This is a genomic window from Vibrio sp. 10N.247.311.12 (assembly GCF_041467515.1).
In the GTDB taxonomy this organism is placed as follows: Bacteria; Pseudomonadota; Gammaproteobacteria; order Enterobacterales; family Vibrionaceae; genus Vibrio; species Vibrio crassostreae_C.
In genome coordinates this window covers 1-23,982 of sequence record NZ_JBFSUV010000052.1, presented here as the reverse complement: position 1 = coordinate 23,982, position 23,982 = coordinate 1, and the positions used below count along the sequence as shown (strand labels likewise).

Here is a 23,982-nt window from a genome sequence, read left to right as displayed (position 1 = left end):
GATCCTTATCGTGGTAAGTTTGAAAAAATAGTAACGAATAGGCGATAAACAGGTTCAAACCATTCGCGGTCAAAATCGCGTAATTTACGAAGGTGGAATATCGCTTCTACAGGGAACGCCTCTAATACCTCTTTAGGTACCCTGCCACACGCTATTGCAGCTGCAAAAATAGGCCAATACACCACCCCTGATTGAAACCCTGCATTGGGTTTGAAATCAAAAGGAATAAGTTTCAAGTTCTGACACCACATACTTAACTCCTGACCAAACTCCGTTGGCCACTCATCGTCTTCGCAGTGGGTATGCAAAAGATCTTGATACCAGCCTTGCAACATAACTTGAGTGATTGGCGCAGGAATGTTGTTCGTTTTGCCCGTGAGCAGTAGCTCTTTAATTGACGCATCATTTAAAATGGGAACGGCGTCGCCAAGCTTCTCTACTTGCTGCTTAACCAACTGATCAACCATAGAAACGTCAATGCCAACCGCAGTCAGTGTCGATTTAGACAGTGAGATCGCATGCTGCCAATCTGCAATCGAGATTTGCTCCCACAGCAACGGCAACTCAGACTCTAGTTGCGATACCCACTTCTGATTAAACTCCAAACGAAACAGTGCGACAGCAAGGGCTCGATAATCACGAACTAAATGACGCCACACCTCAAAGGTCGACATCGGCAAGTAGCCATAGTTTTTATTTGTGGCATCAAGATAAGCCCACCCACTGTGCGTCCAATCGTTCGCCATTTGTGCGATCACATCAGCAATCACATTCGGTTCAAAGCGCGGGTGGAAAAGCTGAGACGCTTTTTGAAGAGTCCTTACCTCCCCCTCTCGCTCATTTGGTTTGCCAGCAAAAAACTTAGCGCGGAAAGAAACATCATACGACTCATCAACAGATTCACTCGGTATCACTAGCCAAGGCCCCTGGTTATCTGGATCAGATAAAAGAGAGTCAGTTAAAAGAAAGTCAGGTAAATCAAACTCTCCGGTTTCAACGCCTTCACTAGCTCGGCTGACCAAAGGCAATACCTTTTGTTCAGGGTTAGAGAGCGACATAAGCACTGGTTTTACTTGGCTTGCATCAGTCACAACGGTTGAGCGAATCCCAACCGTATTTTCAATGCGATCATGCTCTAGATTAGTCGAAAAGTGGCTAACGATATAACTCAACGTTCGACCAGGTCCTGTCACTCTCAGTTCAACTTCACTGTCTAAAGATTCCGTCATTGAGAGCAGCTCTAATATCGCACTTTTAATGCTATATAAGCTGACTTCAATCGGCTGGTTTGTGACTTTGTAGTTCCAACGAAAATAAGGAGTGAGCTGTCTATTTACATTCCTGCGTCCTTTAGCACTTAACACCGCTTCCAATTGAAAAGTGGCTGGCATTCCATGTGTTGAGAACAAAAACAGTCGGCTGCCCAATAATTCATCAACCGCTAATCTTGGTGCTAGGGCTCTACCTGATTTACTGTAAGCAACGGCCCCTCTTGCAGGGAAAGGTACTTCAATAGTAATCGGTTTCGCTAACAAGCTTGCTTGCACTTCGAGTTTAATTTTTGCGGGTGGTTTACCCGCCGCCATGACATGAAGCTCTTTTGCGCCGTTTTTACTGCTCATTGATACAAGCTCAACATTTTCACTCAGTAACTTACAAATACAGGGCGATGTTGTATGTAACCGGACAAACCCTTCATTGGGTTTATCGCCATTTTTAATCTGGATATCAAAGTCTTTAGGTAAAATACCGATGCGCTTCTTCAGCTGTACTAACCCTGCGCTATCTTTAGCGGTCAATAATTGTCGTCCGTAGCACTCACCTAAACTCACAGTGCTCAATGCGGCGTTATTGAGAAATACCTCGACTGATGATTCTCCACATAGATCGCTAAATTCCTTGTTATTAGAGTCGCTACTTTTAAGCTTTCTATTTTCAATAACCGATGGAACACCCTTAAACACTAATGCAGGAACCGTTTTGTATTTCAGCTGCTGACCTCTTAAGGTGTAGTCTCCGGCATCAAAATCGTTAGAGCTGGAAGTAAGAACATATCGCTCTGATTCAGCAGAAATCACCTCACACTGCCCTTCAAATAGGTGCACGAACAAAGAGCCAAAGGTAAATTCTGTTTGCTTTAACTGACCATATACTGAGGTGATTGTTGCTCCCTCAGGTAAGATCACCGCAAGATTTGATTTATTGGTAGTCAACGTCGATTGACTTAGTATCGCCCACTTATCGCCACTCTCGACTAACGTTAACGGTGACTCCCCGACATCAACAGAACTATTTGATAAGCGAATGTCACCTAATCGGCAACCCGCTTGCATGGCAACAATATACAACTCACTGCTTGGGTTGTTACGACGAATCTCAACGATAGGGTTACGTATGCGAACACGCATTCCATGCCCTAATTCACTTTCATCACCGCAAATAGAACCACTACTTACATCAGAAAACTGAGCAAAGCCTGTTCCTAACGACGCTATCTGGCTGTCCCCTTCGTACACAGCAAGATCAACACGGCTTGATGTCACGTTCTCTTTTGAAATATCGAAATGACATCGATGCGGCAACGTGATTCGAGAATAGATGGCCTGGTTAGCAAAAGACGCAAAGTGACGGCACTGGAGCTGTTTACGAACTTGGGCAACTTTGCTCACCTCTTTTGATGCTGTTGATAACAGCTGGCTCAAAAATGCCGAGCCGGTTTCATCTTCTAATGGCAGTGGAAAGCTTTCTCGCCAGCGCGGAAACTGTTCATCCAAGTATTGTGCTGGGTTTGTTTGGCTGTCTAATTCAAATTGATACACCAGTGCATCGAGTTTATCCGCCATGTTGGCGATGAGCGTAACTGTCGTATCCGATTGCAGGTTTTCAGGAAAACTGGTGATTCGGGTACGAATGAGGCTTTTGATAGCGCGTTGACCAAAGGACTTAGCCTCTTGAAAGCGTTCGAAAATAGCAAAGAACGCATCTTGATAGTGGTTAGATTGCGTAGAATAGATATCTAATGAAAGTAAGTTCGACGGTAAGCCCCCTTGTCGAAACACCGAGCCCACATAATCGTTATGATTAGCACCAAAGCGAGCCAAGGGTTTTTTCCAATAAACCGTCACGCCCCTTGTTACCACGTCACTCACTTGTGCAGGGGTAAGCTCAAAACCTCCCCCTTCAAAACCTAGCCGTTCAAAAATCGGCTGCCAGCTCCAATCCCGTGTGTATTCACGGCGAAACCACTCCGCACCAAACAGAACAAATGCCCCGCACCACTCTGTTGAAAAGGAATTTTTTACCGTAAAGTTGGTACTACTGCGCAATAGCGATTGCAGCTCAGCGTACTCTTGCTCTGTCATGTGGAATTGATACAGGCCATCGCAGGCGAATACGGCATTTGATCCTCGCTGACGGACAAACTCACTGAGCCACTTCCCCACCGAAGGTGCACGTTGAATAGAGAGGGTCCCTTTTAAGGAGCGGCTACCTGATGGGTTTGATGTGGTCATAGATCACCTGTTTATAATCAATTAAAGTCTTGGGGCTATTAAAGTTTGAGATACCTCAACGCCAAAGCACGCTTGTGCAGCCTTTGTATATCAGCACAGCATATTGAAAAATTTACCATTGTTTAAACAGAGGCTAACTGATCTAGGTAAAGTTAAGCGGTTAATAAGCTTATGATTGTCGCTTTGGGTTGGTTTTTCTGGCCTTGCTGCCTTGTTCTGGGGCATTACGGCCAGAAACGCCAATGTTAGCCACGATTAAAGCCAACATTGAACTCAGTGGCGAAGTTTAAACACTCATTGCTGATGTTTTGCTGCTGTCGCGCAGCTTGTTCCCACTTCTCCACTTTGTCTGAAAAGAAATCGGAATAGAAGAAATTGCCGTACTCTTTCTCACCTAATAATAAGACGTTATCAACCATAAACTCGGTGACATATAACCCCCTATCCATACACACTTGGCTAAGGCCAACCAGGGATGCCAATGCGTTAATGGCCGAATTGTCTGGGCCGGTGATATGCGAGACGGTTGGGTCTTCGGCAAAAGCCGAAGGGCTCATCAGGGTAACCGCAGCCAGAACGCCGATAAATGAAGCTTTTTTCATACACATTACTACCATCAATCATTAATTGGCTAAATTATAAATAATAGGGTGTTGTTTTAAGGAATAACGGCTATTACCAACGAGTCAAAGGTAAGCAGCCCAACGGCTCCGCTCGGTACGCCGCTGGGCCAACATTGACTTAACGCTGAATTAAGCTTGAGTAGCTTTCTTCGCTGCTCTTTTCTTCGCCGCTTCCGCTTTTTTGGCGGCCTTGGCTAGGGCTTCGGCCTCTGCGCGTGCCTTAGCTATGCGCTCTAGCAGTTTGTCGGCAGGCTCGTCAGTTGGATCTTGCGCCACCAACTCACCTCTGAAGGCTTTTGCCAAGATGCTTTGGGTGAGGTTATCTACCCTCGCCTGTGCGTTATTCACTTGAGCTTCGATGGTGTCAGCGAAAGCGAAGTATTGATCGATGAGGCGGACGATTTCTTTTTGTTCGTTATAAGGCGGACACGGAAAGTGTAAGTTTTGAACAGCTGATTTATTCAAGGCTTTTTGGTTGTTCCCAGAGCCTACACGTCTAGTCTCTTCATATTTCTCCCATAGGCAGTAATACAAAAACTCAGACACACACATTCCTTCAGGAACTCGCAAAGCGGCTGTATTTTGGTTATGAGCCGCTTCTATTCTTAGAATTGCTGGTTGCCCTCTAGTCTTGCCCTGCCCAATCATTGCGAGCATTACCGTCCCGTGAGGATGTATTTTAGTCGATGAGTTAGATAAGCCAGATTGGGTTATTTTTTCATTTGTTTCGGTAATAAAACTGAATGCCACTTCACCGCTACTTACCCATGGAATATCTCCGCCCCAATACATTGGGTCTTTTCTGCTAGGTGTAGCTCCAACGTGAACATCGAAAATCTTACCAACACAAGTATCTAACCAAGAATTGGGCAAAATCGAGCTAACTTGGCTATCTTCAATAATCTTAGGAGCTGAATACTTCTTGCCAGCCTTGGAATACTCTTGATCCCAAAACTTGGCAAACTCAGATAATTCAAAACCTTTAGAGTCATTCTGTCCGCGCCATTCTTCCGTCAACTTACCCGACACCGCAGAAGCGAGTACCGATTGGCGGAAGCGTTTTAGCAAGTCTGGGATGCCATCTAGGCGAGCTTTGATGGTGTCAACCTGTGTCAATACCTCATCGAGTTTTTCAACGATGCGTTTTTGTTCGGCTAGTGGGGCAAGTGGGTAACTTAGATCTTCTACATCACCCTTTCGTATTGATGGTACAGCCGATGATCTAGAAAACTCAGAAAGATCGACCGTTTTAAGAAAGTAGAACATCAGTTTACTATCAACGAGAGCCTCTGGTATTACTCCCATCACATTGTTATCAGCAATCCCGGCAAGTGAAACGTAGCCCCTACGATTCAGTCTCAATGCCTCACCTATTTTGGCAAATAATGTGCTACCTATAGGGTACAGCTTTCCTTTCATTGCGAGCCTAACTGTCTCGTCTACATAGTTTGAAGACTCACTAAGTGATGACTTACCAGCTTGAACCGATCTAGATATATCACCAACTTTGTATACGGGAATATCTTTTGTTTCCATACCTTGATGTTTTTTTGGAAATCCGACACCACTTTCAACTTTTGCTAAGTCAGAAACGACTGAAGATACCCACCCCTTAGGCAATTCACTCATTACTCTGCCTCCGGCTTTTCTGTCAAGCCAAAGGCTTCTTCGAGCAACTGCTTTTGCCCTTCGGCTTCATCATTCGCGCCAAGTGCTTGCATCAGTTGGTAGATCTCAGACATGGCTTCGGTAAGCTCTGCCATCGCTTCCCCTGCTAACACTTCTGGTTCTGGTAGGTTTTCGGCACTGGTGGCTTCTAGGTCTTTTAGCCATGATATATCTAGGCTATCGCTTTTCTGGTCGCGAATGTAGTCACGACTAAACTTGCGGAAACGAGCGTTTTCGATAGTGTGTTCAACACTGTCCTGACTTTCAGCAAAAATGTTGCCCAAAGTCTCGTAAACACCTTCTTGACGAGGTGATTGACCGTTTTTGTCTGCACCGTAAGCATTGATAAAGGCTTCAAAGTGCTTTTCAGTCAGTGGTCGGCGCTTACCAAAGGTGTTCATGTTGGTACGCATATCGAATACCCATGTCTCTTTGGTGCAACCTTTGTCTTGGTTCTTATTCTCTGGCGTGCCTTTTTGGAAGAAGAGTACGTTGGTCTTTACGCCCTGAGCGTAGAAGATACCTGTCGGCAAGCGCAAAATGGTGTGCAGGTTGCATTTGTCCATTAAGTCTTGGCGAATACGCGTACCCGCACCTGATTCAAACAACACGTTATCTGGGATCACCACCGCAGAACGACCACCCGGTTTGAGGTTGGTGTAGATGTGCTGCATAAAGGCGAGCTGTTTGTTTTGTGTCATGTGAGTGAATTCACGGCTCACCCCTGCCCCTTTGGCACTACCAAATGGAGGGTTGGTTAAAATCACATCGGCAGGTGCTAAGGTTTCACCATCACCACTTAAGGTGTTACCAAGCATGATTGGCCCTTCGCTGTTTTTCGGGCCTTCGATGTCGTGCAATAAGCAGTTCATTAGTGCTAAACGGCGCGTGCCAGAAACAAGCTCGATACCTTGGAACGCTTGACGCTGCTGGAATTCGATTTGTGGTGAGGTTAAGTCTTCAAGATCATCGGTTTCGTGTTTAATAAAACGGTCTGCCGAGATCAAGAAACCTGCTGTGCCTGATGCGGGATCTTGTATCACTTCGCCTGCTTGTGGTTGCAATAAGGCCGTCATAGTGTCGATCAGTGGACGCGGCGTAAAGTATTGGCCTGCGCCAGATTTGGTTTCGCCTGCGTTTTTCTCTAGCAAGCCTTCGTACATGTCACCAAAATCTTCACGGCTAGAGCCGTACCAGTCAAGTTTATCCATGCCTGCAATCAGCTCTTGCAGGTGCTTGGGCTTGTCGATATTGGTGTTCACGTTGGCGAAAATAGCGCGCACGATGCTGTGTTCATCTTCACCCAGTTCCACCAGCATGCGGCGATAAAACTGTAACTGATCTAAGCCATTTTTGGCTTTCAGATCTTGCCAGCGCATCCCTTCTGGTAGCAGCTCTTGCTTGTCTTCTAGCTCATCACACATTTTTATGAATAATAGCGATGCCAGCTCGGTGACGTAATCTTGGTAGGTGATGCCGTCATCACGCAATACGTTACACAGGTTCCACAGTTTGCCGACAATTTCGTTAGTATTCATATTTTCATTCCTAATGACTGGCTGTTCACTTATTCGCAATGAATTCTTGTTATTGGTGAACTCTGTATGCCAGTTGAAAAAATAGGATTGGCACTGAGCCAATCCTTAAGTTAATCGTTTTATTCAAGCCTTCCGCTTGCTGTATGCCAGCGATGCTTGGTTATTAATGGTCGCTATTCTACGCGGATTCACCCCATGTCGCATCCACCAGATCTTTCATAATGATGTCTAATTGACCATCTAGATCTTTGTCTGCTCGGCTTTTGCCACCTTTGGTTCGCAGCGTACCCACTTTAAAGGAATCGTCGTTGAGGACTAGGTCTTCACGCATTTGGTTTACAATACGCTTTAACCACTTTTGTTGGGATTTCGTAAGCTTATAACGCGTTGTGATCATTTCTTGTGCATGGGTTAAGCGTTCTTCAAATGGGACTAACGGGCTACCTATGGCAGCTTGGCGAATGAGGCCAATAATTCGCGCGGCCACATCTTCTTGCTTGGCGGCTTTGCGTGCTTGTAATAAGGTTTGTTCGTTAAACTGTCGAGTTTCGAGTTTTGTTAATAGCGACACCAAGTCTTTCTTGGTTAGGTCTCTTGGTCGATTGACCACAATATCTAAAGCGGCCACTTTATTACTATTTTCTTTAATGTAACGGCTAAAGGCTTCTAGATAGTCTTCTGGCTGTTTATACCCCCCCCAATCTTGGGTCACTGTCACTTCGCCTGCATCACCTTCGTAAATCAATGGTGCTCTTTCGCCAAAATTAATCGCTCTACGCAGGTTCTGTTCCGCCGTTACGATCCAAGCGTTTTCTTTCAGTAATTTTGCCGCCGCTATTGGGCCTAAGCTAAGTAAGTGCTTTGGCAAATGCTCTATGTTGCCACCAAGTTCTGGAATCGCTTGTTCTAGCATCGCTTGCATTTGATTTGCTTCCGTTCCCACAAGCTCTTTTTCATGGCGTATTGTTTTTGCTTTGTTAAGCGTTCGACCTAATTTAAGTACAAGCGAGTCCAATGCTTTTTGGGCAAAAGTGTCTCCATCAAGCTCCTGATGATCGTTCGCGTCAACATTTGCCATCTCTTCAATTAGCTGCTCTGCTGAAACATTGATTTTCGCTCCTACGGGTTTCATCAATTTTGTCGCATCGTATTGTTCTATCGTTGATTTCAAATTTACGGCATCAAAAATACGGAATGACTGTTTATTGTTTTCTTTGCATAAACGTGTTCCTCTACCTTTCATTTGCTCATATAACACCAAGCTTTTCACCTGTCTTAAAAAGACAAGGTTACGGATAGAAGGGACATCAATACCCGTTGTAAGTAGGTCTACTGTAACAACAATATTTGGTAAGCGCTCTTTTCTATAACGGGTAATTAATGATTCTATTTGCTTACTGTCCCCCCCCACTGACTTACCCGTTATCTTAATGATTGCATCGTTAACTTCTTCACCAAGCTGCTCTTTGTAAGTTTCTCTCAGCAGTCTTACCACTTCTTCGGCATGTAGATCATTGACACAAAATACGAGTGTTTTGTCTGGCTGGCTAGGGTCAATATATTCAGGTAGTACATTACAAACGGCTTGGTTAAAACTCGTTACTATCGCGCGCTTATTAAATCCGGATATATCGATATTCAGATCATCTTCGAGCACCTTGTCTACCGGAGCACCCTCAACGAATTGTTTTACCGTTTCACCGGCCTCTAGTGCGATGCCTTGCTCAGAGAGTTCGGTTTTTACCTCTATCATTGGCTCTTGATCAACTAAACGCCCATCAAGAACCGCTTGTTTAAAGCGATATTCATAAACCGGACTCCCAAAGATCTCTTCCGTGTGACGAACAGGTGTCGCGGTAAGACCTATCTTAATAGCGTCAAAGTAATCGAGTACATTTCGGTACTTAGATTGATACTCTTTTTGGTCACGGAATAGCATCTCGCCTTCAGTCTGCTCAACATCTTCGTTATAACCACGGTGCGCTTCGTCAACTATGATGCAGTCGTACATGCCTGGGGTTAGCGGGTTATTTTCACTTTGCAGCATAAGAGATAACGACTGAACGGTGGCGATTTGGATCCACGGCTTGTCGCCTGCATCAATCGTGTGTTCACCCAGCTCATAGAGGTTGTAGTGATCCGCCAATGGCATTTGGCGAATACGATACTCTTTAAATGAGTTTACCGCTTGAGTACCGAGTGAACGTCTATCGACTAAGAATAGCGCGTTACGGCATAAGCCTGAAGTGAGCAAACGATACATGGTTGCCCCTGCGACACGGGTTTTACCTGTACCTGTTGCCATGGCGACGAGTAGGTTCTCTTGCCCTGCTTCGATGGCATCTTCAACCGCTACCACTGCGGCTTCTGAAGGCTTATACAGATCAAGCTCGTCTCTTGAGTGTGTTTGTAGCCACTCTAACGCTTTGGATTTGTCGGTTCTGATCTTTGCTTGTATATCTGCAGGAGAGTGGAACGCGCTTAATACGCGCTGCTGAGTTCCATCGGCATTAGCGCACCAGATACCACTTTGGCTTTTGATCTGCTGAAGGTATTCTCGACCGTTAGCACTGTAGATAAAAGGAATAGGCTTGAGTTTATCTTGTTCGCGCAGCTCGCTATTGGCAGCTTGATAGGTCGCTTTGGTCTCTTCTGCGACTTTATTTAAACTTAATGTTGGGCGTTTTTTAACAGCAGGTTTCGCTGTTGCCAATACGTCACCAACAAACACCAGCTCATTTTGTATAGCGTGTTCTTGGTAGTTAAAGTTTTCGGCGTAGTATTTAGCCTGAGGCAGCGCGTCTTGTACGCTCAGTGCTTTCTTCTTCGCCTCTACGATGGCCACGGGCTGTAGGCCGATAAACAACACGTAGTCAGCCTTGTGTTGGGCAGAGTCGATCACCCACTCTGCGATGGCTCTGTTTTTGCCAATTTCTGGGCGAACACCCTTGCTGTACTTCAACTTTTCGCTGTCGACTTCCCAACCTACTTGGCGCAGCTGTTGGTCAATAATGAACCGCGTTTCTTCTTCGGTCAGTTCAAACTTGTTCTTTTTGAGCCCTGATTCAAACTCTACAACTTGTGCTTTTTGTTGGTCTTGACTGAGAGCTTCAAATTTCTGTTTTTCTTCTAGAAGCTTTGCTTCTAATGCTGCTATACGATCTTGGGCTTGCTGTTGGGTTTCTGTTTTTTGGCTCTCAAGAATTGAAATATAGCCTTTAAGATCGACGATTTTATCTTGCTTGTGCAGTATCGCCTCTTCTGTGTTGGCGCTTTTCTCTTGGAAAGCCTTGAGTTGTTGCTTCAGCGTTGCTAGCTCATTTAAAGCTGCATTGTCTTTCTGGGGCACGGGTTGAATGAACGCAGGTGTTGCTTCATTGAAGTTGCCGCTTTTAAGTTTGTAGTACCAAAATGCGATATGGTGAGAGAGCGCTAAAATACGCACGGCATCATTTGGGTTGGCGTAGTTCTGATGTACAGCCTTATTACCGACAATTCGAAGCTGTTGAAATGGTTCAATAATGCTAGAAAGCTTATTCGTTTCTCTTAGCGCCTTTATAAGATCGATTTGCTGCTCTGGCAAAACTATGTTCATACCGACCGCAATACTTCGCGCACACATTTCGCCAAACATACGGGTTTTAACCATGGTAATGTTTGGATCATTGTGGAGGTTTTGCTCTGCGGATAGCAGCGCATTGAACATGTCTGGGCTGATTGTACGGAGAAACTCAAAATTCGATGTTGTCATTGATGGCTCACCTATTACATTACTGAACATTTCTTTGCTCTAATTCACTGACTAATAATACAATTATTTTTTCCTAACGTAATCCCATAACGCTGGTTATGAGCTTCTGATAACGACTTTATTTCGAGTTTATTTGCTATATCACTCGGTAAAGCGTTTTTAAGCTTACGATTTATAGTTGAACATATCGGTTGTAAGAACTCACGAGCCATACCGACTAGCGAGCTAAAATCTCCGTCTTTGAAATCTTCAGGTGTTGTTTTGAAAGTATCAAAAACGCGTGGGTCTTTGGCTATCTCAAGGTAGGTATTTAAAAACTCTTTGCTGCAGGTTGCATCTGAATCAAAACCTCTATCGACTAAAACTCCTGAATCTTCTTTTTCCAGTAACCATAGATAAAAGGCACACTCTTTTGCCGTGAGTTTAATGTCTACGCCAACAACAGAGATCAACTTCGCTTTCTTTCGAATGGTAACGCTTAAGTCTTCGTTGTGACTGGCATTGAGCATTCCCACGGTTTGACTAAACGAGAACTTTTCCATTGAAGAGATTAAGCTTGGATCAACAGAGCTTCGCATACGTACAAACGGAATTTCAGCAAGGGTTATACTGGCTTTACTCACATCTACTTCACCCTGCCCATTCTTGCCTGTTACCCATTTAGGCTGCTTGGTTGGGTACCAAAAATCACGTACGAATTCGTATTCATCATCCACAAAAACGTGGCTTAACGTGTCTTGCTCTCGTCCAAACAGCGACATAGCATAGCCAAAGTAGAATGCCATCGTTTTACGTCCACCAGCGAGTGAGGCATGAATGGCAACATTGTCATCTTGAGTCAACTCATACACTTTGTGAGTGATAAAATCAGCCATGTAGGTTTGATCGTCAATGGATTTGGCATCATCAATGCTATTACCGTTATCATCTTCTATGAGCCAGATATGGCTTTCATCAAACTTAACTGGTGGCATATTGTATTCATCAAGTAGTGCCTGGAAATGCCCGTCTCTAAATAAGCCATTTTCCAACACTGGCTTGCTACTAAGTGTCGTAATTACATAGATTTCATCTGGAAATGGTCGGCCACTTTGGTGAATAGCAAACAACGTTTCTGTAAGAACTTGTGGGCTTGTGCCCGTTGTCGCGAGTAGGATGTTTTTCATTATTTTTCTAAACCCTCCATACAAGACTTTATCTCTAATTCGCTTACTAGTTTTCGCAATTTTTTTATCTCTTCTCCATCATTTTTTGAGTTCGCGGTGTGTTGATTTCGTGATTTAAGCAGGTAGAAACATAACAGTAATATCGTAAATAAAATGAACACTATGGATATGGTTTTGTATTTATCTTTTGCTGCGCTGACATATTGTAAATCAGAATCACTATTAGCTTTAAAATTCAACATGCTTCTATTGTATTTACGCTCAAGCTCCGCTTCTATCTCTGACACCTGTTTAGCGTGCTGGCTTTTAAGACTTGAAAGGTTTCTCTTGTTTTCTTTATGAGCATCCATCCAACCACGTTCATAAATATCTTTATTTTTGAGTTCACTATATCTCGTTTGACCAGCCTCAATTGAGCGATATAGCGTAACTAACCCATTTTCGGTTTCTTTTCGCTTTTTAACCAAACATCATACCGTTTGATATCGAACACCAAAACGCCAAAACTAAAGTGGTCACTCTTTTCAAGCAACTCCAAAAGTGATTCTTTTTCTTTATCTAATATTGGAGTAAGCGTGTAGCCATCGCCATAGCAGTTGCTTAACATACTAACTGAACGGCCTTTTGCGTACTCAATACTCACAATACCCTGGCTATTGTTAGAACACACTTTTCTTACATCGATCCACCAATCTAGATATTTTAGACCAGCTTGTGCGTCTACAAATAGGGTCGCATTATTTTCTACGTCATTAGTTTCGTACATATTCTCGGCCGTAAGCGATTCAAAACTAAAGATTAGAGCTATAAAAGCAACCATTTGATTCAAATAATTATAACGTTTCACTAGTTTATTAGCCCCACAGAAAATAATGCAAGCAAACTAATAGTGCTCATTAGATATTACCTTCAAGTGCCCGTTGGGCTTCCGTTACAGTAGGTGGTGTCATTATAAGCCTGAAATCAATACGTCTATTGCGAGCATCTGAAGTAGGCGTTTGATGATCATGACCTGCTAAAGGTCTACCCTCACCATATCCACTAACACTAAATATTGGTTGATCATTACTGTTTTTCATTTCTGCTAAATAGCGGTTATCAACGACCAGATTTTTAAATGTATAGTTCGCACGAGCTGTAGATAGATCCCAGTTATCAAAATACCTATTTTGCAAGGCTCCCCGAATTGGCACGTTATCGGTGTGCCCTTCAATAAAAATTGAATCCAATTTACCCGCGGTTTCTGGCAAGCAATGCTTATTTTTCGGAGGCGCTATTGAGTAACATGGCAAAATCTCTTCCATCACTCTACCAACTTGCATTAATCGCTTCATGTAGAGGTCATTTAATGATGCTTCCCCTGTTGAGAATTGGATGGCATTTTCATCTAACCTAACAATCCCATGCTCTTCATCAACAATCACTGCGATCTCTGCTTCTACTAAAGCTGCTTGTATATTTTCTAATAGTTTGGACCGTAAACGTTGATTTTCCGAAAGCTCCCCCAAAATACCTCTAGCAATATTTCGTTCATTTTGTAACTTGCTATTCTCTATTTTAATCGATGCTCTTTCTTCCTGAAGTCTTTGGTTTTCTTCTCTGATTTTTTGTTCTTCAAGTATTAGAGTTTCATTTATTTTCCGTTGTAGCTCTCTATCGACTTCAAGTTCCGCAATGATTTTTTCATGTTTAATTGACGCATTTAAAAAGTCCACAACAAAGACAGCTAGAACGATAATGAAAATGAACATGAGCCCTGACATTATGTCTGATATTGACATAAAATAATTAGTTTCTTCTTTCTTTAACCATATCATCGGTGGATACTCTTACTTTAAATATTCAGAACGGCGAGGCATAAACTGTGTCGACTTCTTTAGGTAGCTAGATGTACGATATTGCCAATAACCATGTCCTGAAAACTTATGCTTTATTAATGGTGGTTCGTTGTACATTCTTTTGATGGCTTGTTTAATATTTTCACCACCTTTAGGAAGGTCACTCACTATTACACCATTCAGAACAGATTTTTCCATTACCAAGTAATCTCCTACCTGGAAACACAGTGCTATCCCTTTTTCTAATGGCTCGTTAGTCGAAATTACGTTTCCAGACTTGCTTGTCACATCGCTTTTAGAAGGCACGACTAGCCAGGCATAGGGTACCTTGCCATTAATGAAGTATTGCCTCCAAAACTCATTTCTTTCAGAGTTTAATGATTTTAACTTTTGGTCATCTGCATTCTGTTCATGAGTCGCTGACCTAAAAATACTGAACGTGGTTAATATGGCATTAGCTCTTGATGCAAGCACTACCCTGGACCACCCCCCAGTAATATTAGAATCGTCTTGACGTTGTTCCATCATTAGTCTTATTTGCGACCAACGCTGAGGGTTATCATTTGACGTTAACTTTTCAATATCGTTAACAATTTTTGCAAATGAATCGCCAGTTAATCCATATGAGTTGCTTTGAACCTCGCTCACCAAAATGTGCATGGTTAACGCATCCATTCGATTTAGCAGCATTTGATAAATCTGCGACCAGGCACCTTCGATCGTTAGTAATCCTTCCCAAAAATAGCTCTTCGTTTTTCTTTCAAAAAGCATCCAAGGTAAGTATCGTTGATAGATCAAAGGCGTCGTATCAACGATCAAATTATTATTGATAATCTTCTGCTCGATAATTGGATAAAGACTATTTAACAAACCTTCATCTGGTGCCGAGGTTGTGTGAAACAGCTTTTCTTCAACATTATCTAAAGTGCGCTTGAGATGGCAATCTTCTACCGTTAAAGAGAACAAATTATTAGTTACGCCACCCATTAGAGGTTTCCTTCTAGCGCTGCTTGCGTTTCTGTCAAACTCGGCGGCTTCATGATGAAGCGAAAGTCAATTCTTCGGTTTATTGGATCATTAGTTGGTACTTTATAACTATGCCCAGGTACAGGCCTACCCTCACCGTAGCCACTAACACTTATAACAGGTTGACCGTTGCTATTTAGCATTTCTGCTAACAATGGTTGTTCTTTGGTCATCGCTCGGTATGTAAACATTGCTCGATGTGCAGACAGCTCCCAATTGTCACGGTACGTTTGTCTCAATCGCCCCGTAATGGGCACATTGTCGGTATGACCTTCTACAAAAACAGAGTCTATCTTACCTCTTGTTTCTGGTAAGCATTTTCCATTATCTAGTTGATTCTCACCATAACAAGGTAGTATCTCTGACAGCACATCCGCGACAACTGACAGACGATTCATCTGCTCATCACTCAACCTTGACGCCCCCGTATCAAAGCGTACCGAGTTTTCGTTTAGCCTTAACACGCCATGTTCTTGATCAATTTCAACTTCAACACTCTTTTTTGCCATTGCTTCTTGCATATCGCTCAGCATTTGACCGCGCATAATGTTATTTTCATCCAGTTGATTTAAAACCTGGGTAAGTTGGCTCATTTTTTCTTCTTGCTCTTTCGAAGCTACGAGGAAGTCAACAACAAAAATAGCGAGAGTTATGATAAAAATGAACATCAGTCCAGACATGATGTCAGCCACTGACATCATGTAATTAGACTCTTCTTTTTTTGAGCCGAAAAATGCCACTACACTGCCTCTTTCACACGTAGTGCTGCAATATCCTCTACAGTGCTTCGTAATTCATTTGTCGCCGTGACTAGGTTTCCAGTCACTTCAGCAGAGTAATAGTCTAATGATTTCAAGTGTGTGTTAGCTTGCGCTGCGTAGTCGCTTAGTCCACCTTTAAGCCCTTCAAAGACATTGTTTAAACGTCCTTCGAACTCTGCACTTTGTGATGTTTGTTGCGATATTGCTTCTTTAATAGATTTCATAGCTATATTCATAGCCTGTGCATTTTCTATATTCTTATTAGTAGCTGAATTAACAGAATCTAATGTCATTGAATAGAGCTGAGCTGTTTCTGAAGCTTTACTATTCGCATCCAGTAGTTTGTTGCTGGACTCATTTAACTGTCCGAGCATATTACTTACATGCTCCAATGATCCGTTACTCTGCGATTGTAAGCGCCCCATTACTTCAATATTACCCGACACTTCTTTAGTCATCACGCGTTGCATTTCAATTGTCTTGTAAAATTGGTCAACAAGGTTATTCATACTGCTATCTGCAGCCTGAACTTTTCCTAACATTCCGTCTAAAGAGTGCTCTAGAGTCGCTGAGATACCAGATATCATGCTTGGTAAAGCTTCAGAAGAAAGTTTCTCTACTTGTGCGAAAGTGGAAGCTGTTGCTTGCTCAGCTGATCTTTGAATTTGTTCACTTGAACTTTGATGAGCTGATTCGATTTCGCTCATCACCTCACGGAAACTATCAATCACTTGTTGAACACGTTCACCTTCACGTGCGCCCATACTATTTACACTTTCAACCAATTGGCTTGTTACTTTGCCAAACGACTCTTCAATCGACGCTGTTAAAGACTCTGTCACTGACTGCATTCTTTCTTGGCTATCAGTAAAGCGTGTGATATTCGACTCGAGTTTTTCATTCATCTCAGAAAGCAATGAGCCCAGCTCTTTAATTTCAGAACCTGCTGACTGTAATAACGTTTCTCTAAATTCTTTAGATACGCGAGTGATTGTTTCATCGGTAATACGTTGTTGATCTAGCTGAAAATCAGAAAGCGCTTTAGTTTGAGACTCTGTCGCATGCAATTGCATAGCGGCCAGTTTGTCAGCATCAACTATATCGATATGAGTTGCTAAGTAGTCAGAGAACTCTTTAACTGCTTTTTCTAATTTATAAAATTGCACCTTCTCAAATACAGAAAAAATCATTGATAGTAGAAGGCCTACAACTGAAGTGGTAAAAGCAATACTAGCACCGCTCAAAAGGGGATTAAGGGATTGTTTAGCATCATCAATGTCACTAGAACTAAGTCCAACTGATGCTTCACCAATACCAATCATTAAGCCAACAAATGTAAATAGAAGGCCAAGTCCTGTTAGAATATTTGGGGCCGATGTATATAGACGAACATTTAAATAAGGTTCTACAATATTTGAAATATCAAATAGGGACTTTACCTGGATAGTATTGCGTAGGGCTGGTGCTTCATCGCCATCCAATACATAATCTTTGTTCGGTAATTGCATGCTGCGTTGAAACTCCTCCCAAGGAGACTTCAAACAGTTTGCACTAACAATTGCATTACTCATTTTATTATAGTTTTGGTAAGCAATTGTCGTTGAGTTAGGTTCCCAGTTAGTTTCAATCAACTCTCCTTCATCATCATATTCATGTTGATGAGTAAGGCCTTTTAACGTTGTATTAACTTCATTTAATTGGGTTAATAAGCCTTTCGTCGCAGCGTGTAAGTTTTTTGCTGCCAGTAAGGCTATTACGACAATAATTAAGCTAAATGTTATTGTCATTGGATCTTGGAAGATTGTAGCCATTATCTTAAGTTACCTTTACTAAAATATATTCGTTTGTCTGGTACGTTTTGGTATCTACGTTGTAACATGCTATTCACAGTTTGTTGCTCATCACTATCGAGATCATAATTCCACCTTTTAAACCCTTGGTTTTGATTTATTCCGAACGGATGAAGAAACTTAATCAAACGGGTTTGCCAATGATTCAGGTGATCATGAACCCAGTTTGGTTTCAATTGGGAAATTATATTCCCATCTAGATTTTCTTTTTCAAATAAAATTTTCTCTAGCTCTCGAGTTTTATTAAAAACTCCTAAATCAAAAAAAGAGCCTCTGAATCTTTCAATTAAAAAATGATTTTTTGTTTCGAATATGCAAATCTCACTCAATTCGTTAAAAGAATTTTCCTGCATTACTGTTACACGATATTTTGAAATATCATGTCGTTTGTTGAGCAGCCTCATTGAGCGATTAGTTAGAAGAAATCGAACCCTTACGAATGAGTCACTATAACCACCCCAAAACGAAGTTCTCTTTTCAAGGTGGTTAACCTCTCTCTCATTCAAATTTGGATCTAGTCTAGTTTCGCAAAGCTTTTTAAACAGATCTTTTACAGCTGAATACTCTATTACGTTGTAAAAGCTCTTTAGTTTTTGTTGAGATTCTTGAGATAACGAGAACCACAAACTATTATCTGATTCAGGGAGACAGTGTTCGTTTAACCACTTATCAAACTTCGTCCCGCTTTCTACATAGGTAGTTTTAGCCAGTAGAACCTCTAATTGCTCTAGAGTCATATCTCGGCTCATTTTTTTCTGACACGCTAACCACCATTTAAGTTGCTTTTCATCAGGAGAGGCCGGTAAAACATTAGCCGCGAGATTTACCACTTTGTTTAAGTATTCTCCCTTAACAGAAAAGCCGAGTAACTCTACAAACTCGTGTATTGAGCACCCTCTATTCATGCATATTCGAGCACATGTTAGGTAGTCATCAGTAATTACGGCCTTTACCCAAGCAAATCGCTGCTTATCTTTTATTGAACCAATTTGTGAGACATTCGATGGCATACTGTCAACAAGTGAAGACGCTATTGATAGATACCCTCTATCCTGCCCTTGCATCAATCTACTCAGTGTCCTATTAAGTAAACGACTACTTTTTATAAGATGCATCCAAATTAGCTTCGTCGCATGTAACAACTCGTTGGCTAGCATCGCTTTGAATTCATCATCTCGCGTAAAGACTATCATCCATTCAATGTCTCTCAACTCGCCTTGGAGTTTAAGGCGTTCTAGTAACTCAAATAAGGTCTTATCACTAAAAGTATTTAGTTTTTTATCACCCTTACTCCTAATTCCACCGAATGGTGGCGTCACGTTTTGAATGGTTAAACTCTCAGGTAATGCAGGCGTTGGGAACCAAGGATAATTATGGCTCATTACTTAGTTACCTCAGACGTAATAAGTTCTTTCAGGTCATGACTTTGAAACTCGAATCGGAACACTACTTTTCTATTCTCAGCAGGATCTAGACTCAGATCCGCATCAAGGTTTCCCCTGCCTGCTGGTAAGATCTTATTAAGAAATTGGCCTTTGTAATGAAAGATCATTGAATCAAGATGGTTAATCACGGCTTCAGATCGTCTAACACTTAAAGACAATCCTCGACCTTTAACTTCACTCTTATCTGCATGTCCTTCGATTACTAAATGAAGTACTTCATCGGAAATCTCTTGTGACTGAAAAATTACCTGGCTATAGATTGGGATTAACTTATCAAGAAACTCTTTGCCTTTTGGTTTTAAGCTGTATTGTCCTGCATCAAACTCTAGTCCTTCAGTTAGTGACAGGCTTCCGGTTAAAGGGTCAATACGTGATTCAATTCCAGCTTTCTCTAAACCTTCTTGAAGCCCTTCAATTATGATGACACGGTTATTACGTGACTGTTCTTCGTAGTCAAGCAATTGTGCTAACGTTGCTATAAGTAGCAACGTAAATACCATAAGAATGCCAGCCATTAAATCACTGATAGATAACCAAGTGCCGGTTTGGTCAACTTCTTCAGATTCCTGAACATTATTGAGCACCTGCATTAGCTAGCCTCTGTTACTGTCTTTGCTTTTTCAGCAAGCATAACAGCTTCATCCGCTTCTTCTTTAGCTGTAATAAATAGCTCTGCAGCTCGATCAAGTCGGGTATATATTCTTGAAGATACTTCATCAAACGAAGTAAAGTACTCTGCTACACCTTTATTCGCTCGTGCAAAGTAATCATCCATTTCTGGCTTCATATTTGCCGCGACCTTAGTGAATTCTTCCGATGCTTTAGTGAACGACGTATTCAATTCGCGAACTTGGCGGCCTAACGTTTGTTCATGTAATTGTAACTCGCTCAACGAGTTAGCACGGTCTAATCCTATTGCTTTCGCCATAGATTGAATGCGAGTTGTCGAGTCTACCAACTGTGCGTATTGAGTATTTAGATCAGTAATTAACTGGCTACGTTTGTCATACTCTTCTTTAAATACTCCAGCAAAGTTTTGTACGACTTGATTTAATCCATCTTTTTGACTCTCTAATGATTTCTCAAGAGCATTATTTTGTTCTTCAAAGTACGTAGTTAAGTTCTGTTGGTATTCATCTCTGAACGTTTTTAGTTCGCCCTGGACAGTTCTAGACATATCTTTCACTTTGTTGTCTATATCACCAAGTCCGTTAACTAACTCATTCTTGGCTGAACTCATTAGTGATGCAGACTCTTTACCTACGTTGGATAGCGTGGCTGCCTGATTTTTAAAGATGGTTTCTGAATCTGACACCATTGAGCTAAATGCTTGGGTTTGTTCTTTAATTGATTCATTTCCGAGCTTAACAATGCCTTGTACTTCGGAAGTAATCGAATTGAGCGCTTTAGTACTATTCACTGCGAACTCATTTAAGGACTTGTCCATTGACCCTGCAAAGTCATTCAATTTAGCTAATGTTTCCTGCTCAAAGTTCTCAATAATGCTCGTTGCTTTTGCCATTTCTTCAACAGTTTTCGCCACACTATTATTTAACTTATCACTCACCTGTGCGAACTCGTGTACCACTTTATTCGTTTGACTAAGCTCAGCAGTAATAGGTTTAACTATTTGTTCACGCATTGCATATACCAGGACGTCAAACTCTTTATCACGGGATTTTGAGAGTTCTACAATGCCATGCGATACCGTTTTTATTCCACTAACTACATCCGTTACTTGTGCCGTATTTTTATCAATTGTAATAAGTGATTTTTGTACGTTCTCTTGCGCTTCAATTGCCGTTGATTTAATTGTGTCTAACGTAGCGTTGGTTGTTGATGACTGGCCAATAAGTAATCCTAAACCTTTATCAACATTATTCAGGCTCAAAGAAACTTGGTTTGCGATTGCAACAGATTGCTCGGTAGGGGTAACTAACTTCTCAACTTGAGTCGATACAGATTGAAGCTCACCGGATACATTGTTAAGTAACCCTGTATGTCCAGCAATAGCTTCAAGCGATGAATCTACTTTATCTAACGCTTCACTAGTCGATGTCTTCACCGTTTCTAGTGTTGTGTTGGTTTTTGAACCGTGTCCAACCAATTGCTCTAGACCATGATCAATCTTATTGATGCTCGAAGTTGCTTCGATTAAATGCTGATTGCTTTCTAATGTAGATGCTGCAATCGAATCCAGTACGCCATTTGACTTATTCGTAACAGTTACTAAAGGTTCTGTAACGTCAACCAATACTTGCTTAATGTCTTCTAATGTCGGTACTTGAATTTCAGACTGTAAACTTTCGTGTTGTTCTTCCATCATTTGAGCGATAGTAGTCAAAGCACTGTTGGATTGTTCAAGCTCTCTACCCATACCCATTAATTGACTATTTATAGGTTGCGTGACTAGAGAATTAAGCTGAGCACTGAACTCTCTTGGAATCTGATTTATTGAGTTAGTTTGAGCCTTTTCTAATGACACAAGTTTGTTGTCAAAGGTTGACTCCAAAGCGCTGATTCTTTTTTCAACACCTGCGCTAATACGTTTAGATATTTCTTCAAACTCGCTAGCGGTTATTCCATTTGCTTTTTCAGTTGTTGCTAGAAGTGCCTGAGTCAGATCCGTAAAATCAGTTTGTTCCGTTTCAGATGATTTAGCTTGATCTAAGATACTATGGAGAAGCTCATTTGGAGAGATGCTCTGTACATGCCCTTCTATTCTAACAATTAACTCTTGTCTCATTTTGGTAAACTTTGATTGTACTAGCGTGAGGCGGAGCATAATGATGCCACTTGCTCCCATACCCGCGATCGAAGTAAAGAAGGCTGTTTTCATTCCCCCTAGGAGTTCTTTTGCTTGATTAGCAAGTTGCGATACTTCATCCCAGCCACTGCCTAATTCATATAAACCAACGCTGATACCAGTAAATGTACCCAAAATACCCAATGTTGTTAGCATGGCAGGAACGGACTTTAGGTCAGCAAGACTTGCAGTTGGTACTGCTTGATCAAGTGGTTTATTTATTAGGACACGGCCATACTTTATCGCTGCGAACTGTCCATTTTTTTTAGATTCAAGAACGCACAATTTATACGCCAGCTTTTGAGCTGTATTGTCTAGTTGATCGATTCTTGTCGGAGCACAGCCCTTTATAGTCATGCAAGAGACATCGAATTCCTTTAGAGTTTGGCTATATTCACCTTTGATTTTCCACAACCTATAGCCTGCAACAACCGAAAGTGTAACTATCAAAGTGTAAAAAATTGCGTCGATTAATGTCATTTAAGCTGTCTACATTGAAAATTAATATTTAGGGAGCAGTGCTCTAGTGAGCTCTACTTCGGTTAAGTGTTCTTTTGCTATTCGTGCCGGTAAGTGTTCTGCATTCCACTTAGTATCGCCATCCGATGTTAATACTGTTTCATCGCCGAAACGGACGCTATACACATTTTCATTAGCTTCTACTTCGTGATCGGGTTTAAGCCATACCTTGTTAGGGTAAGCTCTCAAAAACTCGAGTTGCCAATTTGCTTTTTGTAACTTAAGTCTTTCCGACAATTGATTTTTTATAACTAGGTTTTCATCTTGCTGGGCAATCTTCCAAGCTCGATTAATAGTTGTTATTCGGTCTACAAATTGCTCTACCGTATACATTTATTCACCTTCAACACGAGTCAAATATAAATAGACAATTAATTTGAGGGATTGATTAAACTAATCTCATCACTATTTTTCTTCAGTGCTTGTTGCAATAGATTGTTCACTAACCAGTTGATACTCCTATCTTGCTCTTCTGCTAGCTTTTGTATCTCTGCGTATACTTCTTCATCAAAACGGATTGTTATACGTGGTTTACTCATTATGACCTCTCACTATTGTGGTGCGAAGCGGTGCAGTATAAGTGTTAAATTATTTTTATTTTGGAATATCACTTATTCCAAAATATGTTGAAAAACACACTTGCTATTTATTGCGATTTGTAATAGCGCGCTCTACAATCGGATTCGTTATTCTAGAGATTGACGCTCGATTTACAGGGCTACAGAATGCTGGAGATCTGACCCACAGCAAATTGAAAATAGCCCTTTTTTCGCCATCGTAACCCCCTGAAGTAACCTCGCAATTGATTAGATCTTAAAAGACTACTTCAGAGATTACTTTAAACTGTGGATTTTATAACACATCGTGGGATCTCTTGAGACCAATAAACAACTAAACCACTGATAAGAAAGGAATTAAGGACACAGAAAAGCCCACACTAGTGAACTGCCCCCCCAATAGTTGGACACCAATTACTGGAGGTCTTTTTATGTCCAAATATAGCCGAGAGCTAAAATGTATCATTGCTAAGCAATACTTAGATGGCACGTCATCTCTCTACTTAGCAAAACAATATTCAATTTCTTCAAGACAGATACGGTATTGGGCTCAAGTCTTTTTCCATCCATGCTATTGATTCATTTTTACCAACTAACCATGCTGCTACTGCTCAGACAAAACGAAAAGCATTGAATTTAATGTGGACGAATGATTGGTCTCTCACGCACACTAGCGCAGTATTAAACCTCTCATCCCCTGGGATACTCTCTGTCTGGCTCAAAAGATTTAATGGGCTCGGTATCAAAGGGCTCGAAATACGCCAAAAAGGAAGACCCTCAATGAAACAGCAACCTCAACGAACCACTAAGCCTGATAATGAAATGACACTTGAGGAGCTAAGAGAGGAGTTGATCTACTTACGAACTGAGAATGCCGTTCTAAAAAAGTTGGAAGAGTTGGAGCAGGAAAAAAACCGTCGAA

Annotated in this window: 17 protein-coding genes and 1 pseudogene; 1 reads left to right on the top strand and 17 read right to left on the bottom strand. The window is 41.7% G+C overall.

The window, feature by feature from the left end; translation table 11 throughout:
- Window positions 1-5: 5 nt before the first annotated feature.
- From AB6E30_RS19425 to AB6E30_RS19345, 17 genes are all read right to left on the bottom strand, one after another.
- On the bottom strand, window positions 6-3,512 hold the full coding sequence (locus AB6E30_RS19425; RefSeq protein WP_372104923.1) for an STY4851/ECs_5259 family protein: 3,507 nt from the start codon (window positions 3,510-3,512) through the stop codon (window positions 6-8).
- A 245-nt stretch (window positions 3,513-3,757) separates the two neighbouring features.
- Window positions 3,758-4,114, bottom strand: a complete 357-nt coding sequence (locus AB6E30_RS19420) for a hypothetical protein (protein ID WP_372104921.1) — start codon at window positions 4,112-4,114, stop codon at window positions 3,758-3,760.
- A 150-nt stretch (window positions 4,115-4,264) separates the two neighbouring features.
- Window positions 4,265-5,764: a restriction endonuclease subunit S gene (locus AB6E30_RS19415; RefSeq protein WP_372104919.1), complete on the bottom strand. Its 1,500-nt coding sequence runs from the start codon at window positions 5,762-5,764 to the stop codon at window positions 4,265-4,267.
- On the bottom strand, window positions 5,764-7,341 hold the full coding sequence (locus tag AB6E30_RS19410) for an N-6 DNA methylase (protein WP_372104917.1): 1,578 nt from the start codon (window positions 7,339-7,341) through the stop codon (window positions 5,764-5,766). The genes AB6E30_RS19415 and AB6E30_RS19410 overlap by 1 nt, the downstream gene beginning before the upstream one ends.
- 178 nt (window positions 7,342-7,519) lie before the next feature.
- Window positions 7,520-11,092 (bottom strand): type I restriction-modification system endonuclease, encoded by a 3,573-nt coding sequence (hsdR, locus tag AB6E30_RS19405; RefSeq protein ID WP_372104916.1) that lies wholly within the window; start codon window positions 11,090-11,092, stop codon window positions 7,520-7,522.
- 44 nt (window positions 11,093-11,136) lie between these two features.
- The gene (csm6, locus tag AB6E30_RS19400; RefSeq protein ID WP_372104914.1) at window positions 11,137-12,258 is read right to left on the bottom strand and encodes a CRISPR-associated ring nuclease Csm6; all 1,122 of its coding nucleotides are present in this window, start codon (window positions 12,256-12,258) and stop codon (window positions 11,137-11,139) included.
- Window positions 12,258-12,725, bottom strand: coding sequence for a hypothetical protein (locus AB6E30_RS19395; protein ID WP_372104912.1), 468 nt, complete (start codon window positions 12,723-12,725; stop codon window positions 12,258-12,260). The genes csm6 and AB6E30_RS19395 overlap by 1 nt, the downstream gene beginning before the upstream one ends.
- Window positions 12,689-13,105 (bottom strand): hypothetical protein, encoded by a 417-nt coding sequence (locus AB6E30_RS19390; RefSeq protein WP_372104910.1) that lies wholly within the window; start codon window positions 13,103-13,105, stop codon window positions 12,689-12,691. The genes AB6E30_RS19395 and AB6E30_RS19390 overlap by 37 nt, the downstream gene beginning before the upstream one ends.
- A gap of 49 nt (window positions 13,106-13,154) precedes the next feature.
- Window positions 13,155-14,075 carry a hypothetical protein gene (locus AB6E30_RS19385; protein ID WP_372104908.1) on the bottom strand — a complete coding sequence of 307 codons (921 nt, stop codon included), beginning with the start codon at window positions 14,073-14,075 and terminating at the stop codon, window positions 13,155-13,157.
- A 12-nt stretch (window positions 14,076-14,087) separates the two neighbouring features.
- Window positions 14,088-15,083 (bottom strand): hypothetical protein, encoded by a 996-nt coding sequence (locus AB6E30_RS19380; protein ID WP_372104906.1) that lies wholly within the window; start codon window positions 15,081-15,083, stop codon window positions 14,088-14,090.
- Window positions 15,083-15,862 (bottom strand): flagellar motor protein MotB, encoded by a 780-nt coding sequence (locus AB6E30_RS19375; protein WP_372104904.1) that lies wholly within the window; start codon window positions 15,860-15,862, stop codon window positions 15,083-15,085. Before AB6E30_RS19375 ends, AB6E30_RS19380 begins: the two co-directional genes overlap by 1 nt.
- Complete coding sequence (locus AB6E30_RS19370; RefSeq protein WP_372104902.1) at window positions 15,862-17,694, bottom strand: hypothetical protein; 1,833 nt, start codon at window positions 17,692-17,694, stop codon at window positions 15,862-15,864. The genes AB6E30_RS19375 and AB6E30_RS19370 overlap by 1 nt, the downstream gene beginning before the upstream one ends.
- Window positions 17,694-19,115 carry a hypothetical protein gene (locus AB6E30_RS19365; protein WP_372104900.1) on the bottom strand — a complete coding sequence of 474 codons (1,422 nt, stop codon included), beginning with the start codon at window positions 19,113-19,115 and terminating at the stop codon, window positions 17,694-17,696. Before AB6E30_RS19365 ends, AB6E30_RS19370 begins: the two co-directional genes overlap by 1 nt.
- A complete protein-coding gene (locus AB6E30_RS19360) occupies window positions 19,115-19,768 on the bottom strand; it encodes a hypothetical protein (protein ID WP_372104899.1) in 654 nt (217 codons plus the stop codon). Before AB6E30_RS19360 ends, AB6E30_RS19365 begins: the two co-directional genes overlap by 1 nt.
- Window positions 19,768-22,464 carry a hypothetical protein gene (locus AB6E30_RS19355; protein ID WP_372104897.1) on the bottom strand — a complete coding sequence of 899 codons (2,697 nt, stop codon included), beginning with the start codon at window positions 22,462-22,464 and terminating at the stop codon, window positions 19,768-19,770. The genes AB6E30_RS19360 and AB6E30_RS19355 overlap by 1 nt, the downstream gene beginning before the upstream one ends.
- Window positions 22,465-22,485: 21 nt before the next feature.
- Window positions 22,486-22,836, bottom strand: coding sequence for a hypothetical protein (locus AB6E30_RS19350; protein ID WP_372104895.1), 351 nt, complete (start codon window positions 22,834-22,836; stop codon window positions 22,486-22,488).
- 38 nt (window positions 22,837-22,874) lie between these two features.
- Window positions 22,875-23,042 (bottom strand): ribbon-helix-helix domain-containing protein, encoded by a 168-nt coding sequence (locus tag AB6E30_RS19345; protein WP_372104893.1) that lies wholly within the window; start codon window positions 23,040-23,042, stop codon window positions 22,875-22,877.
- A gap of 449 nt (window positions 23,043-23,491) precedes the next feature.
- Here AB6E30_RS19345 and AB6E30_RS19340 point away from each other — a divergent pair.
- Window positions 23,492-23,982: pseudogene (locus tag AB6E30_RS19340) on the top strand (helix-turn-helix domain-containing protein); the annotation flags it as partial.

Bases quoted from the DNA above. Each gene is read 5' to 3' on its own strand.
- AB6E30_RS19425 (WP_372104923.1), bottom strand. From the start codon at position 3,512: ATGACCACATCAAACCCATCAGGTAGCCGCTCCTTAAAAGGGACCCTC.
- AB6E30_RS19370 (WP_372104902.1), bottom strand. From the start codon at position 17,694: ATGGCTACAATCTTCCAAGATCCAATGACAATAACATTTAGCTTAATT.
- AB6E30_RS19415 (WP_372104919.1), bottom strand. From the start codon at position 5,764: ATGAGTGAATTGCCTAAGGGGTGGGTATCTTCAGTCGTTTCTGACTTA.
- AB6E30_RS19380 (WP_372104906.1), bottom strand. From the start codon at position 15,083: ATGGGTGGCGTAACTAATAATTTGTTCTCTTTAACGGTAGAAGATTGC.
- AB6E30_RS19410 (WP_372104917.1), bottom strand. From the start codon at position 7,341: ATGAATACTAACGAAATTGTCGGCAAACTGTGGAACCTGTGTAACGTA.
- AB6E30_RS19365 (WP_372104900.1), bottom strand. From the start codon at position 19,115: ATGAGCCATAATTATCCTTGGTTCCCAACGCCTGCATTACCTGAGAGT.
- AB6E30_RS19360 (WP_372104899.1), bottom strand. From the start codon at position 19,768: ATGCAGGTGCTCAATAATGTTCAGGAATCTGAAGAAGTTGACCAAACC.
- AB6E30_RS19355 (WP_372104897.1), bottom strand. From the start codon at position 22,464: ATGACATTAATCGACGCAATTTTTTACACTTTGATAGTTACACTTTCG.
- hsdR (WP_372104916.1), bottom strand. From the start codon at position 11,092: ATGACAACATCGAATTTTGAGTTTCTCCGTACAATCAGCCCAGACATG.
- AB6E30_RS19350 (WP_372104895.1), bottom strand. From the start codon at position 22,836: ATGTATACGGTAGAGCAATTTGTAGACCGAATAACAACTATTAATCGA.
- AB6E30_RS19420 (WP_372104921.1), bottom strand. From the start codon at position 4,114: ATGAAAAAAGCTTCATTTATCGGCGTTCTGGCTGCGGTTACCCTGATG.
- AB6E30_RS19385 (WP_372104908.1), bottom strand. From the start codon at position 14,075: ATGATATGGTTAAAGAAAGAAGAAACTAATTATTTTATGTCAATATCA.
- AB6E30_RS19345 (WP_372104893.1), bottom strand. From the start codon at position 23,042: ATGAGTAAACCACGTATAACAATCCGTTTTGATGAAGAAGTATACGCA.
- csm6 (WP_372104914.1), bottom strand. From the start codon at position 12,258: ATGAAAAACATCCTACTCGCGACAACGGGCACAAGCCCACAAGTTCTT.